General features: G+C 65.7%; 15 protein-coding genes. 9 read left to right on the top strand and 6 right to left on the bottom strand.

Translation table 11 applies throughout. From position 1 onward, the window contains the following. Positions 1 to 8: 8 nt before the first annotated feature. The 3 genes from ACP15H_RS08540 to ACP15H_RS08550 are packed head-to-tail and all read right to left on the bottom strand — an operon-like array spanning position 9 to position 3,557. Complete coding sequence (locus ACP15H_RS08540; protein WP_425069874.1) at positions 9 to 1,124, bottom strand: ABC transporter ATP-binding protein; 1,116 nt, start codon at positions 1,122 to 1,124, stop codon at positions 9 to 11. 19 nt (positions 1,125 to 1,143) lie between these two features. Next, positions 1,144 to 2,247, bottom strand: coding sequence for an ABC transporter substrate-binding protein (locus ACP15H_RS08545; RefSeq protein ID WP_425065774.1), 1,104 nt, complete (start codon positions 2,245 to 2,247; stop codon positions 1,144 to 1,146). 26 nt (positions 2,248 to 2,273) lie between these two features. Further along, the gene (locus ACP15H_RS08550; protein WP_425065775.1) at positions 2,274 to 3,557 is read right to left on the bottom strand and encodes an NtaA/DmoA family FMN-dependent monooxygenase; all 1,284 of its coding nucleotides are present in this window, start codon (positions 3,555 to 3,557) and stop codon (positions 2,274 to 2,276) included. 169 nt (positions 3,558 to 3,726) lie between these two features. Here ACP15H_RS08550 and ACP15H_RS08555 point away from each other — a divergent pair, with 169 nt between their 5' ends. After that, positions 3,727 to 4,515 carry a class II aldolase/adducin family protein gene (locus ACP15H_RS08555; protein ID WP_425065776.1) on the top strand — a complete coding sequence of 263 codons (789 nt, stop codon included), beginning with the start codon at positions 3,727 to 3,729 and terminating at the stop codon, positions 4,513 to 4,515. A 79-nt stretch (positions 4,516 to 4,594) separates the two neighbouring features. On the opposite strand, the gene ACP15H_RS08560 is transcribed toward ACP15H_RS08555, so the two are convergent. Next, positions 4,595 to 5,572, bottom strand: coding sequence for a Bug family tripartite tricarboxylate transporter substrate binding protein (locus ACP15H_RS08560; RefSeq protein WP_425065777.1), 978 nt, complete (start codon positions 5,570 to 5,572; stop codon positions 4,595 to 4,597). Positions 5,573 to 5,645: 73 nt separating this feature from the next. Continuing rightward, the gene (locus ACP15H_RS08565) at positions 5,646 to 6,443 is read right to left on the bottom strand and encodes an enoyl-CoA hydratase (RefSeq protein WP_425065778.1); all 798 of its coding nucleotides are present in this window, start codon (positions 6,441 to 6,443) and stop codon (positions 5,646 to 5,648) included. A gap of 33 nt (positions 6,444 to 6,476) precedes the next feature. Between ACP15H_RS08565 and ACP15H_RS08570 the strand changes: the two genes are divergently transcribed. The 5 genes from ACP15H_RS08570 (at position 6,477) to ACP15H_RS08590 (ending at position 8,945) form a co-directional block, all read left to right on the top strand. Continuing rightward, complete coding sequence (locus tag ACP15H_RS08570) at positions 6,477 to 6,896, top strand: PaaI family thioesterase (protein ID WP_425065779.1); 420 nt, start codon at positions 6,477 to 6,479, stop codon at positions 6,894 to 6,896. A 116-nt stretch (positions 6,897 to 7,012) separates the two neighbouring features. Beyond that, the gene (gene rplM, locus ACP15H_RS08575) at positions 7,013 to 7,492 is read left to right on the top strand and encodes a 50S ribosomal protein L13 (RefSeq protein WP_425065780.1); all 480 of its coding nucleotides are present in this window, start codon (positions 7,013 to 7,015) and stop codon (positions 7,490 to 7,492) included. A gap of 1 nt (position 7,493) precedes the next feature. Continuing rightward, the gene (gene rpsI, locus ACP15H_RS08580; RefSeq protein ID WP_425065781.1) at positions 7,494 to 7,973 is read left to right on the top strand and encodes a 30S ribosomal protein S9; all 480 of its coding nucleotides are present in this window, start codon (positions 7,494 to 7,496) and stop codon (positions 7,971 to 7,973) included. 82 nt (positions 7,974 to 8,055) lie between these two features. Then, positions 8,056 to 8,592 carry a gamma carbonic anhydrase family protein gene (locus tag ACP15H_RS08585; RefSeq protein ID WP_425065782.1) on the top strand — a complete coding sequence of 179 codons (537 nt, stop codon included), beginning with the start codon at positions 8,056 to 8,058 and terminating at the stop codon, positions 8,590 to 8,592. 56 nt (positions 8,593 to 8,648) lie between these two features. Then, positions 8,649 to 8,945 (top strand): hypothetical protein, encoded by a 297-nt coding sequence (locus tag ACP15H_RS08590; protein ID WP_425065783.1) that lies wholly within the window; start codon positions 8,649 to 8,651, stop codon positions 8,943 to 8,945. Here ACP15H_RS08590 and ACP15H_RS08595 read toward each other — a convergent pair. Continuing rightward, positions 8,942 to 10,756 (bottom strand): PHA/PHB synthase family protein, encoded by a 1,815-nt coding sequence (locus ACP15H_RS08595; RefSeq protein WP_425065784.1) that lies wholly within the window; start codon positions 10,754 to 10,756, stop codon positions 8,942 to 8,944. The two genes, ACP15H_RS08590 and ACP15H_RS08595, sit on opposite strands and share 4 nt — an antisense overlap. 195 nt (positions 10,757 to 10,951) lie before the next feature. Between ACP15H_RS08595 and ACP15H_RS08600 the strand changes: the two genes are divergently transcribed. From ACP15H_RS08600 to ACP15H_RS08610, 3 genes are read left to right on the top strand one after another with little or no spacing between them, the layout of a single operon-like run. Then, a complete protein-coding gene (locus ACP15H_RS08600) occupies positions 10,952 to 11,719 on the top strand; it encodes a hypothetical protein (protein WP_425065785.1) in 768 nt (255 codons plus the stop codon). Between the two features lie 19 nt (positions 11,720 to 11,738). Next, entirely contained in the window at positions 11,739 to 12,995 is a 1,257-nt protein-coding gene (locus ACP15H_RS08605; RefSeq protein WP_425065786.1) for an LL-diaminopimelate aminotransferase, read from the top strand. Between the two features lie 25 nt (positions 12,996 to 13,020). Beyond that, a complete protein-coding gene (locus tag ACP15H_RS08610; protein WP_425065787.1) occupies positions 13,021 to 14,313 on the top strand; it encodes a homoserine dehydrogenase in 1,293 nt (430 codons plus the stop codon). Positions 14,314 to 14,334 lie beyond the last annotated feature (21 nt).

Genomic DNA, 14,334 nt, shown 5'->3' on the forward strand with positions numbered 1-14,334 from the left:
GGCGCACCTCAGACAAGAATCGTGTCCGCGACGGACCAGGCGATCTCCGCGCGCTCACCCACGGCGCGGCGGCGGATGGCGGCACTGGATGGTTCCTTGAGCACGATCGAGGTGCCGTCGCCCGCCTGCAGCATGTAGCGGCAGCGCTCGCCGGCGAAGACGGCCTCGGTGACGGTGACGCTGAGGCGATTATGTTGTGCCTCTGCGCCAGCCCAGGCGCCGTCGGCGAAGCGCAGGCGCTCAGGCCGCGTGGTCAGTGTCACCTTTTGGCCGCTCGCCGGCCGCCCCGGACAGAGGGCGCGAATCAGCGTGCCTTCACACTCGGCGACGACGACGTCGTCCTCCAGCCCGCGCACGATCGCCGGCAGGAAGTTCGACTCGCCGATGAACCCCGCGACGAAGCGGTTGTCGGGCCGGTCGTAGAGATCCTCGGGGCTTCCGACCTGCGCTACCTTGCCGTCGTTCATGACGGCGATGCGGTCGGACATGGTGAGCGCTTCTTCCTGGTCGTGAGTCACGTAGATGAAGGTGATGCCGAGATCGGCATGGAGCCGCCGCATCTCGAGCTGCAGGTTTTCACGAAGCTGCTTGTCGAGCGCCCCCAGCGGCTCATCCATCAGCAGCAGGCGCGGCTTGAACACGACGGCCCTGGCGACGGCGACGCGCTGCTGCTGTCCGCCCGAGAGCTGGCGCGGATAGCGCGCGCCGTATCCCGGCAGGTGGACGAGTTCCAGCGCCTCGGCGACCAGTCTGGCCCGCTCGGCCTTCGGGACCCCGCGCTGCTTCAGCGGGAAGCCGACATTCTCCTCGACGGTCAGGTGGGGAAACAACGCATAGTTCTGGAAGACCATGCCGATGTTGCGCCGGTAGGGCGGCATGGCGACGACCGACTTGCCGTCGATCGAGATGTCGCCGGCGGTCGGCGTCTCGAAGCCGGCGATCATCATCAGGGTCGTGGTCTTGCCCGAGCCGCTGGGACCCAGCATCGTCAGGAACTCGCCGGAGCGGATGTCGAGGGATACGCCGTCCACGGCTTTGGCGGCGTTGGCGCGATCGTAGGTCTTCTCCAGGTTGGAGAGTGTCACCGATGCACCGCTGCCCGAGGCGGAGCCGGCTCCGTTCATGCCAGCGCCGGTCACGGCGTCAGCTCAACAGCCACTTGTTGAACTTGGGAATGACCGTCTCGCGATTGTCGATCCACCAATCGTAGTTGTAGTTGACGAGCTGCTTCTTGATGTCCGGCGCGCTGGGCAGCACGGCCATGCGTTCCTGCGGAATGTACTCGTTGGACTTGGCGTTGACCGAACCATAGGGGATGCCGAGACAGACACGGGCCTGCGGGATGGCCATGGTCGAATAGGCCACGAACTTCATGGCGTTGACCTTGTTCTTGGCGCCCTTGGGAATGCCCCAGGCGTCGCGCTTCAGCAGGCCCTGGTTCCAGTTGATGGCCGCTGGCACACCCGCCGCCTGCAGCGCGGCCATGCGGCCGTTCCACACCGTGGTCATCGTGACTTCGCGGTCGGTGAGCAGCTGGATCGGCACGGCGCCGGTATCCCACCACTTGAAGACGTCCTTCTTGATCTTGGCGTAGCTCGCCAGCGCCTTGTCGACATCGATCGGATAGAGCTTGTCGGCCGGAACGCCGGCGGCCATCAGCGCGAACTCCATCTCGGGCCAGCCGCCGCTGTTGGTGCCGAACATGGCGCGATCGCCGGGAAACTTCTTGGTGTCCCAGAAGTCGGCCCAGCCGGAAGGCACGGCACCCTTGAAGGCATCCGTCCGGTAGGCGAGGACCTGCGCCCAGACGAGCATTTCGAGACCGTACTCGAAGCGGTACTGCGGCTCGACGCCCGGATCGACGATGTCGTAGTCGATCTTCTCGAAATAGTCGCCGCGCTTCTGGAGGTTCATGATCGAGCCGCGGCTGAGCTGGGCCATGTCCCATTCGACATTGCCGGTATCGACCATGGCCTTGATCTTGGTCGGGTCGGAGCCCGGGAACGCCCGCACCTTGATCCCGGTGATCTTCTCGAACGGCTCGAAATAGGCCTTCTGCTGGACCTCCTGCATGGTGCCGCCGAAGGTGGCGATGCGGACCTCGCCGCTGCCCTTCAGCGCATCGGGCACCGTGGTCTGCTCGGGCCACGCGGCCTGTCCGAAACTCGGGCGGATGAAGGGGGCCGAGACGAGGCCGGCTCCCACGAGTCCCAGGGTGGTGCGCCGGCCGATGGTCTTCTTGCTCATGGATGCCTTCCTTCCCGTTGGCTGGATCAGTAAGCGAGGAGATTTTCCCTGAACTGCTTGTGCTCGTAGGCCTTGCGCACCAGGCCGCGATCCTGGAGGGCGGGGACCAGCCCGTCCTCGATCTCCGCCAGGGTGCGGCGGTTGACGTTGGGCATGGAGAAGAGGAAGCCGTCGCCGCCGACCTCCTGCATGACCTCGCCCATGCGCGCGGCCACCGCGTCGCAGGTGCCGCACAGATCGATCGACAGGTCGACGGCGTTGAACGAAGCCATCGTCTGGCGGATCGAGCGGCCGTTGGCCAGAGCACGGAACTGTTCGAGGTTGAGCTGGTGACCGTTGGTGGTCACGTCGTCGGGCAGCGGCTTGTCTAGGTCGAACTTGCCGAAGTCGATGTTGGTGACCTTGCCGAAGTGAGCGAGGCGCTCCTGGATGTTGGCTTGCGCCATGCACTCACGCTTCTTCTTGCGCTCCAGTGCCTCTTCCATGGTCTCGCCGAGAATCGGATTGATCAGATAGAGGACCTTGCAGTCGCTCGGGTTGCGGCCCAGCGCCACCATGTGCTTGCGCACGTCGTCGCGATAGGCGCGCATGGCATCGATGCCCTTGGCATTGACCACGATCGTATCGGCATGGGCGGCAGCGAAGCGCCGGCCGCGCGGCGATCCGCCGGCCTGGGCAATGACCGGCCGGCCCTGCGGGCTGGGACCGGAGTTCAGAGGGCCGCGGGTCTTGAAGTACTTGCCGCTGTAGTTGACGGCGTGAACCTTGGTGTGATCGATGAGATTGCCGCTCTTGCGATCGGCGATCATGGCGCCTGGTTCCCATGAGCCCCAGAGGCCGCGCACGACCTCCATGTATTCGTCGGCCATGTCGTAGCGCAGATCGTGCTCGGGCATGCCGGGCATGCCGAAGTTCATCGCCGCGAAGTCGGAGCTGCCGGTCACGGCGTTCCAGCCGGCGCGGCCGGCCGATACCTGGTCGAGCGTCGCCACGAGGCGGGCCAGCAGGTAGGGGTGGTAGGCAAAGGTGCCGAAGGTCGGCACGATCCCGATGCGGGAGGTCACCTGGGTCATCAGCGCGGCGACCACGGACGGGTCCTGCCGCGGAACCGCGATTGCCTTCTTCAGGTAGATTTCGGTCGAGCCGCCGAAACTTTCTCCTACATAAGACGAGTCTTCGAGAAGGATGTAGTCGAAGCACGCCCGCTCGAGGCTGCGCGCCATGTCGAGGAACAGCTCCGGCTGCTCCCACGTCGTCCCGATGTGCCCCGTCCAGGGCTCCCCCCACGCCTGCACACTGGAGCCTTGCAAGAACCACGCGAGATGAAATGGGTTGGTCGCCACGAACGCCCTCCAATGCCGCCTGCTCGGCACACGAGACGCAAATACTGTGCCGACCGTTCGCAGGGCGGCTTTGCGTTCCGGACGGAAAGAGCGGATCGCACTGCAACGCGAGTTGCGTTACGCTGAGGTCTGCGGCGTGGCCGAAACACAGCAGGAGCGCGAGATGGATACGGTGATGCAATCCGACAAGCTCGATATGACCGAAGCCGAATGGCAGGCCCGTTGCGACCTCGCGGCGCTCTACCGGATCACCGATCATTTCGGCTGGACCGACACGATCGACACTCACATGACGGTGCGTATCCCGGGCGAGCCCAAGTGCTTCCTGATCAACAATTACGGCGACCTGTTCGACGAGATCACCGCGTCCAGCCTCGTGAAGATGGACATCGACGGCAACGTCTACGCCAAGGACGGCAAGTTCAACGCGGCCGGCTTCACCATCCATTCGGGCGTCTACAAGGCACGGCCGGATGCAAACTGCGTGATGCATACGCACACCCGCGCCGGCACAGGCGTTTCCGTCCTGAAGAAGGGCATCCGCCCGATCAGCCAGGATGCGCTCTCGGTCTATGACGACCTCGTCTATCACGAGTACGGCATGCCGACGTCTCAGGAAGAGTGCGACGCGCTCGGCGTTTCCTGCCAGGGCGGCAACTCGGTGGTGCTGCGCAATCACGGCCTTCTGACGGTCGGCTCGACGATCCAGGGCGCGTTGCGCCGCATGTACATGCTCGAGCGCGCCTGCGAGGTCGAGGTGATCGCCCGCAGCCTCGACGAGGAGCCGGCGCCGATCGAGGAGGATGTGATCCGCCAGTATGGCGAGCGCGCCAAGCAGCAGCGCGCCAACCCGGAATACGGCATGACCTACTGGAAGGCGGCCCTGCGCCAGATCGAGGGCAAGGGCACCGACTGGCGGCAGTAGTCCCGAGGCACCGATCGTCGGTCCTGCCCACGACAAGAGCGCGCCGCGAGGCGCGCTCTTCTGATTCGGGAAGAGGGCGTTACTTCGCGGGCGCCGAGAGCTTCACGATCTCGGTCCAGCGGCGGAGTTCGCCGGCGATGTAGGCGCCCAGCTCTGCAGGGCCGCCACGCCTGTCCTCGATTCCCTGGACACGGAAGGACTCCCGTACCTTGGGGCTTTCGAGCGCCTTGTCGACGGCGCGGTAGAGCCGGTCGACGATCGGCTGCGGCGTTCCCTTCGGCGCCATCATGTAGAACGACACGTCGGCCACGATGTCGGGATAGCCGAGCTCCTTGAAGGTCGGGATGTCGGGCAGCGCCGCCGCTCTCTTCTCGCCAGTGACGGCGAGCAGGCGGGCCTGCTTCGCATTATGGACCGGCACACCCGACGCGACGGGCGTGAACCAGACCTGGATGCGATTGGTGAGCAGGTCGTTCAGCGCATCGGTGGTGCTCTTGTAGGGCACCATCACCATGTCGATCTTCGCGGCGCGATTGAGCATCTCGCCCAGGAATTGCGGCACGCCGCCGGCGAAGCCCGAGAAGTTGATCTTGCCCGGCTGCTGGCGGGCGAGCTCGACGAGTTCGGCGACGCTCTTCGCTGGCAGCTCGTTGGGCACGAACATCGAATAGTAGACGCCGCCGGTGAAGCTGACCGGCGTCAGGTCGTTGAGCAGGTTGACCGTGTTGTTGCCGGTGGCCTGGTTGATGATGTTGCTCAGCGAGGAGATCACCACGGTATGGCCATCCGGCCGAGCCTTGGCGGTATAGTCGACACCGATGTTCCCGGTGGCACCGGGCCTGTTCTCGACGATGACACTCTGGCCCAGGGTCGCGGTCATGTCCTGCGCGAGGAGGCGGGCGATGATGTCGTTGGTGGTGCCGGGCCCGAACGGCGCGACGATGACGATGGGCTTGCCCGGCTGAAAATCCTGCGCGCGTGCCGGTCCAGCCGCGGTCGCAATACTCGCCAGGGCCGACGCGACGGCCGCACGCCGGGACAGTCTCGATACCCGCATCTGTATCCTCCCTCACATTCTTGTCTGCGTGCATTCTTGCGAGCCCGCTTTGGTTGAGCGCCAACGTAGCTGGCTATTTGCCCTTCCACTCCGGCTTCGGCTTCTTGTTCACGAACGCATCGATGCCGGCCTGTGGATCCTCGCGCTGCAGGGCGCCGGCCATGAAGTCGGTTGCGTAGGCGTAGGCCTGCTCGACCGTCATTTCCATGTGCTTGCGGAACATCGCCTTGCCGGAGGAGATCTGCTGCGGCGGCTGGGCCGCGATATGGTCGGCCAGCGCCTTGGTCTCGCGGTCGAGGTCGGCGGGCGGGACGACGCGGCTGATCAGGCCGTCGCGCAGCGCCGTCGCGGCATCGACGAACTGGCCGGTGAGGAGCATGTCGAGCGCGCGCTTGGGTCCGACGGTGCGGCCGACCGCGACCGAGGGCGTGCCACAGAACAGGCCGTTGATGATGCCGGAGGTGGCGAAGGTCGCGGTGCTCGACGCGACCGCGAGGTCGCAGGCGGCGACGAGCTGGCAGCCGGCGGCGGTTGCAACCGCTTTCACCTTGGCGATGACGGGCTGGGGGAGACGGCCGATCGACAGCATCATCGCCGAGCAGCGCGTCATCAGATCGTGATGGATGGCATAGTCGTGGGTCGAGGCGACCTCGCGCAGGTCGTGGCCGGTCGAGAAGGCGCGGTCGCCCTGCGCCTCGATCACGACGCAGCGGATGTCCTTGTCCTTGGCCAGCCTGTCGAGTTCCGCCTGCAGCGCGTCTATAAGATCGCCGGAGAGGGCGTTCATGGCGTGCGGTCGGTTGAGCGTGAGGAAGGCGACGCGGCCCTCGTCGCGGCGCAGAAGGACGGGTTGGTTGGAGGCGGCGGTCATGGCGGCAGTCTATGGGAAGAGGGCAGGTGCGTCATGCCGGTGATGTCGCCAGCCGAGTTGATGGCGTTCCTCGACGAGCACTTCCCGCAGGCCGCCCATCTCGGCCTCGCCATCGAGCATCTCGACGACAGGCTCATCCGCCTGCGCCTGCCGACGCACGAGCGGCACCTGCGGCCGGGCGGAACGATCTCGGGGCCGACGCTGATGTGGCTGGTCGATTGCGGCTTCTACCTGCTGATCCTGGGCCAGCTCGGCCCGGTGGCGCTGGCGGTCACGACCAACCTCAACATCAACTTCATGCGCAAGCCGGAGCCTGCCGACCTGATCGGGGAAGGGCGGCTGCTGAAGCTCGGCAAGACGCTGGCGGTCGGCGACTTCACCATCTGGAGCGACGGCAAGCCCGAGCCGGTGGCGCACGCCACCGTCACATATGCCATACCGCGTAAGGTTTAATTCGGAGGTAATATAATACCTCATGTGTAAGTCATTGATTTGACGTCGTAATTTTCGCCGAGTTGACAAGGCTCCGGTCTCTCTCCATAAGCGCGCGCTCATTGGAAGAAAGACTCATGCACGCCCTCACACACTCCACTCCCAGCATCAAGACTGCCGACGTCAAGAAGAAGTGGTTTCTGATCGATGCGGACGGCCTCGTTCTCGGCCGGCTCGCCACGATCATCGCCATGCGCCTGCGCGGCAAGCACAAGCCGATGTTCACCCCCCATATCGACTGCGGCGACAACATCGTCGTGATCAACGCCGAGAAGGTGCGTCTCACGGGCCGCAAGGCCGAACGCGAAGTCTTCTACTGGCACACCGGCCATCCCGGCGGCATCAAGGGCGAGACCCTGGGGAAGCGCCTCGAAGGCCGCTTCCCGGAGCGCGTCCTGATCAAGGCCGTGGAGCGCATGATCACGCGCGGGCCGCTCGGCCGCGCGCAGATGAAGAACCTGCGCGTCTACACCGGACCGAACCACGAGCAGGAGGCCCAGCAGCCTGAGAAGCTCGACATCGCCGCTATGAACCGCAAGAACTCGAGGATCGGCTAACATGGCTACCGAACTTTCATCGTTTGCCGAACTGAAGAAGGCCCCGACGGTCGACCAGGCGCCGGGCGCTCCGCGCGAGAAGGAAATCGACGCGCAGGGTCGTGCCTATGCCACCGGCCGCCGCAAGAACGCGGTCGCCCGTGTCTGGGTCAAGCCGGGCACCGGCAAGATCACCATCAACGGCCGCGACCAGACGATCTACTTCGCGCGTCCGACGCAGCGCATGATGATCCAGCAGCCGTTCGACGTGTCCCAGCGCAATGGCCAGTTCGACGTCGTCGCCACGGTTTCGGGCGGCGGTCTGTCGGGCCAGGCGGGTGCCGTGCGTCACGGCATCTCGCAGGCGCTCACCAAGTTCGAGCCCGGCCTGCGCGGCGGCATCAAGGCTGCCGGCTTCCTCACCCGCGACAGCCGCGTGGTCGAGCGCAAGAAGTACGGCCGCGCCGGTGCGCGTCGCCGCTTCCAGTTCTCGAAGCGCTAGACTCGCGTTTCCGATATCTTCGAAGGGCGCCTCAGGGCGCCCTTCGTTTTTGTGGCCCTTGGTCTCGTGGAGTTGCGATCCGATGTCCGGTCTCATCGTGCCCTTCAACGGCTTCGTGCCGCAGGTCCACAGCACGGCCTTCATCGCGCCGAACGCAACATTGATCGGTGAGGTCGAGATCGCCGCCAATTGCAGCATCTGGTTCGGTGCCGTTCTGCGCGGCGACGGGCCGGGCATCAGGATCGGCGAGAACTCCAATATCCAGGACGGCACGGTGATCCACATCGCCGCGCGCGGCGTCGGCACGGTGGTGGGCCGCAACGTCACGGTGGGGCACCTGGCGCTGCTGCATGCCTGCGAGGTGCAGGACGATGCCTTCATCGGCATGCATTCCACCGTGCTCGACGAGGCGGTGGTCGAGACCGGCGCGATGGTTGCGGCCGGTGCCGTGGTGACACCGCGCAAGATCGTCCGGAGGGGAGAACTCTGGGCCGGCAACCCTGCCGTGAAGATGAGGGACATCACCGAAAAGGATATCGAGTCCTTCCGCCGGTCTGCGGCTGCGTATGTCCGGCTCGGACAGGCCTACAGGGGCGAGCGTCCCAAAGCGGCAGAGTAGGGCGCGTCAGGAGCGCGCGTTCCGCAACTCGACGCGATCCCGGGCGTTCGTTGCACATGCACTCACTTCTCGTCCCGTCGATCTTCCTCCTGCTCGTCGCCGCGGCAATTGCCGCGCCTGTCGCATTTGCGCAGGTTCCTCCCAGCAAGGCGCGCTGCGATCAGCTCATCAAGTACTTCGACTACTACGGTCAGAGCCGCGGCGAGGGATCGACCGACGGGGCCCGGAACATGATCCGCATCGGCGCGCGCAGTGATTGCGACAAGGGCGACTACGAGACGGGGATTGCCCTAATCGAAAAACTTCTTCGCGACAAGAAGATGGGTATCCCCGGGCCGGACTGGACGCGTTAGGTACCGGACCGCACCTTCACGTAGCTGCCAGGCGCGTCCTCGATCGCCGGGAGCGCGGCGGTGCCGGGCGCGCGCGCGGGGACCTTTGGACCGGACAGGGCAGACAGCCACTTGTCCCAGTCGTGCCACCACGATCCGGGGAATTCCTTGGCGCCGGCCTGCCATTCCGACAGGGTCGGCGGGTTCCTGTCGGTCTCGTTCAGCCAGTGCTGGTATTTCTTGTTGCGCGGCGGATTGACGACGCCCGCAATGTGTCCTGACCCGGCCAGCATGAAGCGCACGGGGCCGCTGTAGATTTGCGTCGCCTTGTAGACCGAACGCGACGGCGCGATGTGGTCTTCCTTGCCGGCCTGGATGTAGACCGGAATGCTGATCTTGCGCAGGTCGATCGGCACGTTGTCGAGGACGATGCCGCCCGGCTGGCTGAGCAGGTTCTTCTGATACATGTTGCGCAGATAGTAGCTGTGCATCGCCGCCGGCATGCGCGTGGCGTCGGCATTCCAGTACAGCAGGTCGAAGGGGAAGGGATCCTTGCCCATCAGGTAGTTGTTCACGACGAACGACCAGATGAGGTCGTTGGCGCGCAGCATGTTGAAGGTCGTCGCCATCTCGCTGCCCTCGAGATAGCCCTTCTTGCTCATCATCTCCTCGACGCTCGCGAGCTGATCCTCGTCGATGAACACGCCCAGTTCGCCCGGCTCGCTGAAGTCGACCTGCGCCGTGAAGAAAGTGCAGGCCACGATCCGGTCGTCGCCGCGTGCGGCCATGTAGGCAAGCGTCGCGGCCATCAGCGTGCCGCCGATGCAGTAGCCGATCGCCGACGCCTTGCGCTGCCCCGTCGCCTTCTCGATGGCGTCCAGGGCCGCCAGCGGGCCGAGCTTCATGTAGTCCTCGAACACCATCTTCGCGAGGCGCTCGTCGGGATTGACCCAGGAAACCACGAACACGGTGTAACCCTGCTCGGTGGCCCACTTGATGAACGAGTTCTCGGGCTTGAGGTCGAGGATGTAGAACTTGTTGATCCAGGGCGGCACGATCAGCAACGGCACTTCGTAGACCTCGTCGGTCGACGGCGCGTACTGGATGAGCTGCATGATGTCGTTCTGGTAGACGACCTTGCCGGGCGAGGTGGCGACGTTGCCGCCGACCTTGAAGGCATCCATGTCGGTCTGGCGGATGAGGAGGTTGCCCTTGCCGCGCTCGAGGTCGGCCAGGAGGTTCTGGAGACCCTTGAGGAGGTTCTCTCCCTTGGACTCCACGGTGGCCTTCACCACCTGGGGATTGGTCATCGCGAAGTTCGAGGGCGAGACCGCGTCGATGAACTGGCGCGTGTAAAAGTCGACCTTGCGGGCCGTCTTGTCGTCGACCCCCTCGACCTGCTTGATCGTTCCCTGAAGCCAGCGCGCCGTCAGCAGGTAGGACTGCTTGAGGTAGTCGAAGACGACCTCGTCCTTCCAGGCCGGGTCGTTGAAGCGCTTGTCGCCGCGGGCAGGCTCGGCCACCGGCTCGACCGTCTGGCCCATCATGCGCTGGGCCGTGACCTGCCACAGCTTCATGTACTGCTGCCACAACTCGACCTGGGCCTGAACCAGGCGGTTCGGGTCGGCCAGCATCTTGGCCGTGAAATCCATGAAGGTCTGGGTGAGGTGGAGCGGGTCGGTCGGCTGCTGCCCATCACCCTGATAGCGCTGGGAAAACTCCTGCAGCAGCTTCTGGCTGCGCGTGGCGATTTCCTTGAAGGCCTCCTGGAGCTTCTCCGATTCCTCCGCAGAAAGGCCGCCGAGAGCTGTGGGGGCGGGCGTATCGGACATGCTTTTCCCCTTCCGAATCATTGCCTTTTTGGCGTTTCTTGCGGTAAATTCACGGCGCCGGTACCATAGCTAGTACCGACCCCGACCGCTACCTGGCTCTCATAGGTAGGCTGCGACAACTGACGGGTCAAATTTCCTCTCGGTCTCCGCTACACAGGCGGAAATCGGGTCAAGCGTACACAGCAGGTGATGACGATGCAGCGACACCAGGACACGAACGGCAGCGGTCGTTGGCTCGGCCTGCTTGGCGTGTCCGCGCTCGCCTTGCTGGCCGGTTGCGACTGGATCAGTGGCTCCACGCCCATCGGGCCGCCGCCGCGCCCCGGCGTCGAAGTAAACGTGCAGCCTTCGGCCGCCATTCCGCCGGCACCGGCCAACCAGCAACACGATGCGGGCGTCCTCGTCGAGGAGCGCGCCGCCCCCCCGATCGGCTCGATCGTCGCCGGGAAGGGCGGACAGAAGGCCCAAAAGGAGGCGATGGAGAAGGATCAGGCGGAGCGCGACCGCAAGGCCCGCGAGGAGCGGCTCGAGCGCGAAGCCGCCGACAAGGACGCCAAGGACAAGGAGACCCCGCAGGGCCCGACTCCGGTGGCCGCTCCTGTCGGTGCGCCGCCGGTCGGTGCCGGGACGATCACGTCCGATCAACCGCCGGTCTCCGCCCCGGCCTCGCCGCCGGGCCCCGTGACCGCAGCGCCCATCGCGCCGCCTTCCGGTCCGCCCCCGTCCGCCGCGCCGGACTCCGTGGCGCCACCGGCAGCGCCCGCGACGGCTCCGGTCCCGAGCGCACCGGCTGCTCCCGCGGATCCCAACAAGGCCTTCACGCCACCGCCCGACTGGACACCGCCGGCCGCACCGACGCCGCCGGCTGACCCCAACAAGGCGGAAGCGCCACCGAGTGGTGGCGAGCCGATTTATCTGACAAATACCGCCCACCGACGCGCCGACGGTATCATCGCCTCCTAGGTGCCCAAGGAAGAACGACATGGATGACTCCGAATTTCACCGGCTGAAGCGCCTGCCGCCCTACGTGTTCGCGGAAGTGAACGCGATGAAGGCGCGAGCTCGCGGCGCCGGTCAGGACGTCATCGATCTCGGCATGGGCAATCCCGACCTGCCGACCGCTCCGCACATCGTGGCCAAGCTCGCCGAGGCAGCGGCCAATCCGCGGGCCCATGGCTATTCTGCCTCGCGTGGCATTCCGGGCCTGCGCAAGGCACAGGCTGCCTATTATGCGCGCCGGTTCGGGGTCGATCTCGATCCCGAGACGGAAGTGATCGTGACCCTGGGATCGAAGGAGGGTCTGGCCAACCTCGCGCAGGCGATCACCTCGCCCGGCGACACGGTGCTGGTGCCCAATCCCAGCTATCCGATCCATCCCTACGGCTTCATCATCGCCGGCGGCTCGGTCCGCCACATTCCGGTGCCGGGCTCGACCTCGATCGACGAGTTCCTGCCGGCGCTCGAGCGCGCGGTGCGGCATGCGGTGCCCAAGCCGCTGGCGCTGGTGCTGAACTATCCGTCGAACCCGACCGCACAGGTCGTCGATCTCGATTTCTATGCGGCCATCGTCGATTTCTGCAAACGCCAGGGGATCTGGATCCTGTCGGATCTCGCCTATGCCGAGATCTACTTCGACGGCGTGCCGCCGCCGTCGGTCCTGCAGGTTCCGGGCGCGCGCGACATCGCCATCGAGTTCACCTCGATGAGCAAGACCTACTCGATGGCCGGCTGGCGCATGGGCTTCGCGGCCGGCAACAAGACGCTCATCCAGGCGCTGACCCGCATCAAGTCCTACCTGGACTACGGCGCCTTCACGCCGATCCAGGTGGCCGCGACGGCAGCCCTGAACGGGCCGCAGGACTGCATCGAAGAGGCGCGCAATACCTACAAGGAGCGCCGCGATGTTCTGATCGAGGGCCTGCGTGGCGCGGGCTGGGATCTGCCGTCGCCGTCGGCCAGCATGTTCGCCTGGGCACCGCTGCCCAAGGACTTCGCCGAACTGGGCTCCCTGGCCTTTTCCAAGCTGCTGCTGACCCAGGCCAACGTGGCCCTGTCGCCCGGCATCGGCTTCGGCGAGCATGGCGATGCGCATGTCCGCATCGCGCTCGTCGAGAACAAGCACCGAATCCGCCAGGCCGTTCGCAACATCAGGCAGGTGCTGGCCGACCCGGGCCGGTCCATCGACCTGTATCTGCGCGGTGTTGGGGACAACATCACACCGATCAAGGCTCGCGCCTGACCTTATCCTGTCGTATCAGGCGCCCATGAAATCTCCTCTCAGGATCGGCATCGCCGGGCTTGGCACCGTGGGTGCAGGCGTGGTGAAGCTGCTGGCCGAGCACGGCCGGCTTCTCGCGTTGCGTGGCGGACGTCCGCTCAAGATCGTCGCCGTCAGCGCGCGCAGCAAGGCGAAGAAGCGTGACATCGATCTCACCGGCCTGCGCTGGGAGAAGGATCCGATGGCGCTCGCGACCGCACCCGACATCGACGTCGTGGTCGAGCTCATCGGTGGCTCGGGCGGCGTGGCGCGCCGGCTGGTGCACAAGGCACTGGCCTCGGGCAAGCACGTCGTCACCGCCAACAAGGCGCTGCTGGCGATGCACGGCGCGGAACTCGCCGCGGCGGCCGAGAAGAAGCAATCCATCCTCGCTTTCGAGGCGGCGGTGGCCGGTGGCATTCCGATCATCAAGGCCTTGCGCGAGGGCCTGGTCGGCAACCGGGTGAAGCGGCTCTATGGCATCCTCAACGGCACCTGCAACTACATCCTGACGACCATGCGCGAGACCGGCCGCGACTTCGATGTCGTGCTGGCCGAGGCGCAGGCCGCGGGTTACGCCGAGGCCGATCCCACCTTCGACGTCGACGGCATCGATGCAGCCCACAAGCTCGCCGTGTTGACCGGCGCGGCGTTCGGCACGCGCGTCGACTTCGCGGGTGTGCATGTCGAGGGCATCCGGCACGTGACCTCGATGGACATCGAGTTCGCCCAGGAACTCGGCTACCGCATCAAGCTGCTGGGGCTCGCGCGCGAGACGCGCCATGGGATCGAACAGCGCGTGCATCCCTGCATGGTCGCGCTCGACACCCCGATCGCCCACATCGAGGGCGTGTTCAACGCCGTCGTGGTCGAGGGCGATTTCGTCGGCACGACGATGTTCCAGGGCCGGGGCGCCGGGCAGGGGCCGACCGCTTCCGCCGTTGTGGCCGACCTCGTCGACGTGGCGCGCGGGCGGCACATGCCGGCTTTCGTCGTGCCGGCCGACCGGCTTGCGATCAAGAAGGCATCGCCCATCGATCGTCATGTCGGCGCTTATTACATGCGCCTGATGGTGCAGGACCGGCCGGGCGTGATTGCCGCCGTGTCCGGCGCGCTTGCCAAGGAACGGATCTCTCTCGAATCGATGCTGCAGCGCGGCCGTTCGGAGTCGGGCGAGGTGCCGGTGGTGCTGACCACACACGAGACCGAAGAGGCTGCGATGCGGCGCGCCCTGGCGCGCATCGCGAAGCTCGGTGCTGTCGCCGAGGAGCCTTGCGTAATCAGGATCGAGAAGTTCTAGAGGGCGCCGGGAGGCGCCGCG

Origin of the sequence: Reyranella sp., assembly GCF_965249915.1 — a bacterium.
Taxonomy (GTDB): domain Bacteria; phylum Pseudomonadota; class Alphaproteobacteria; order Reyranellales; family Reyranellaceae; genus Reyranella.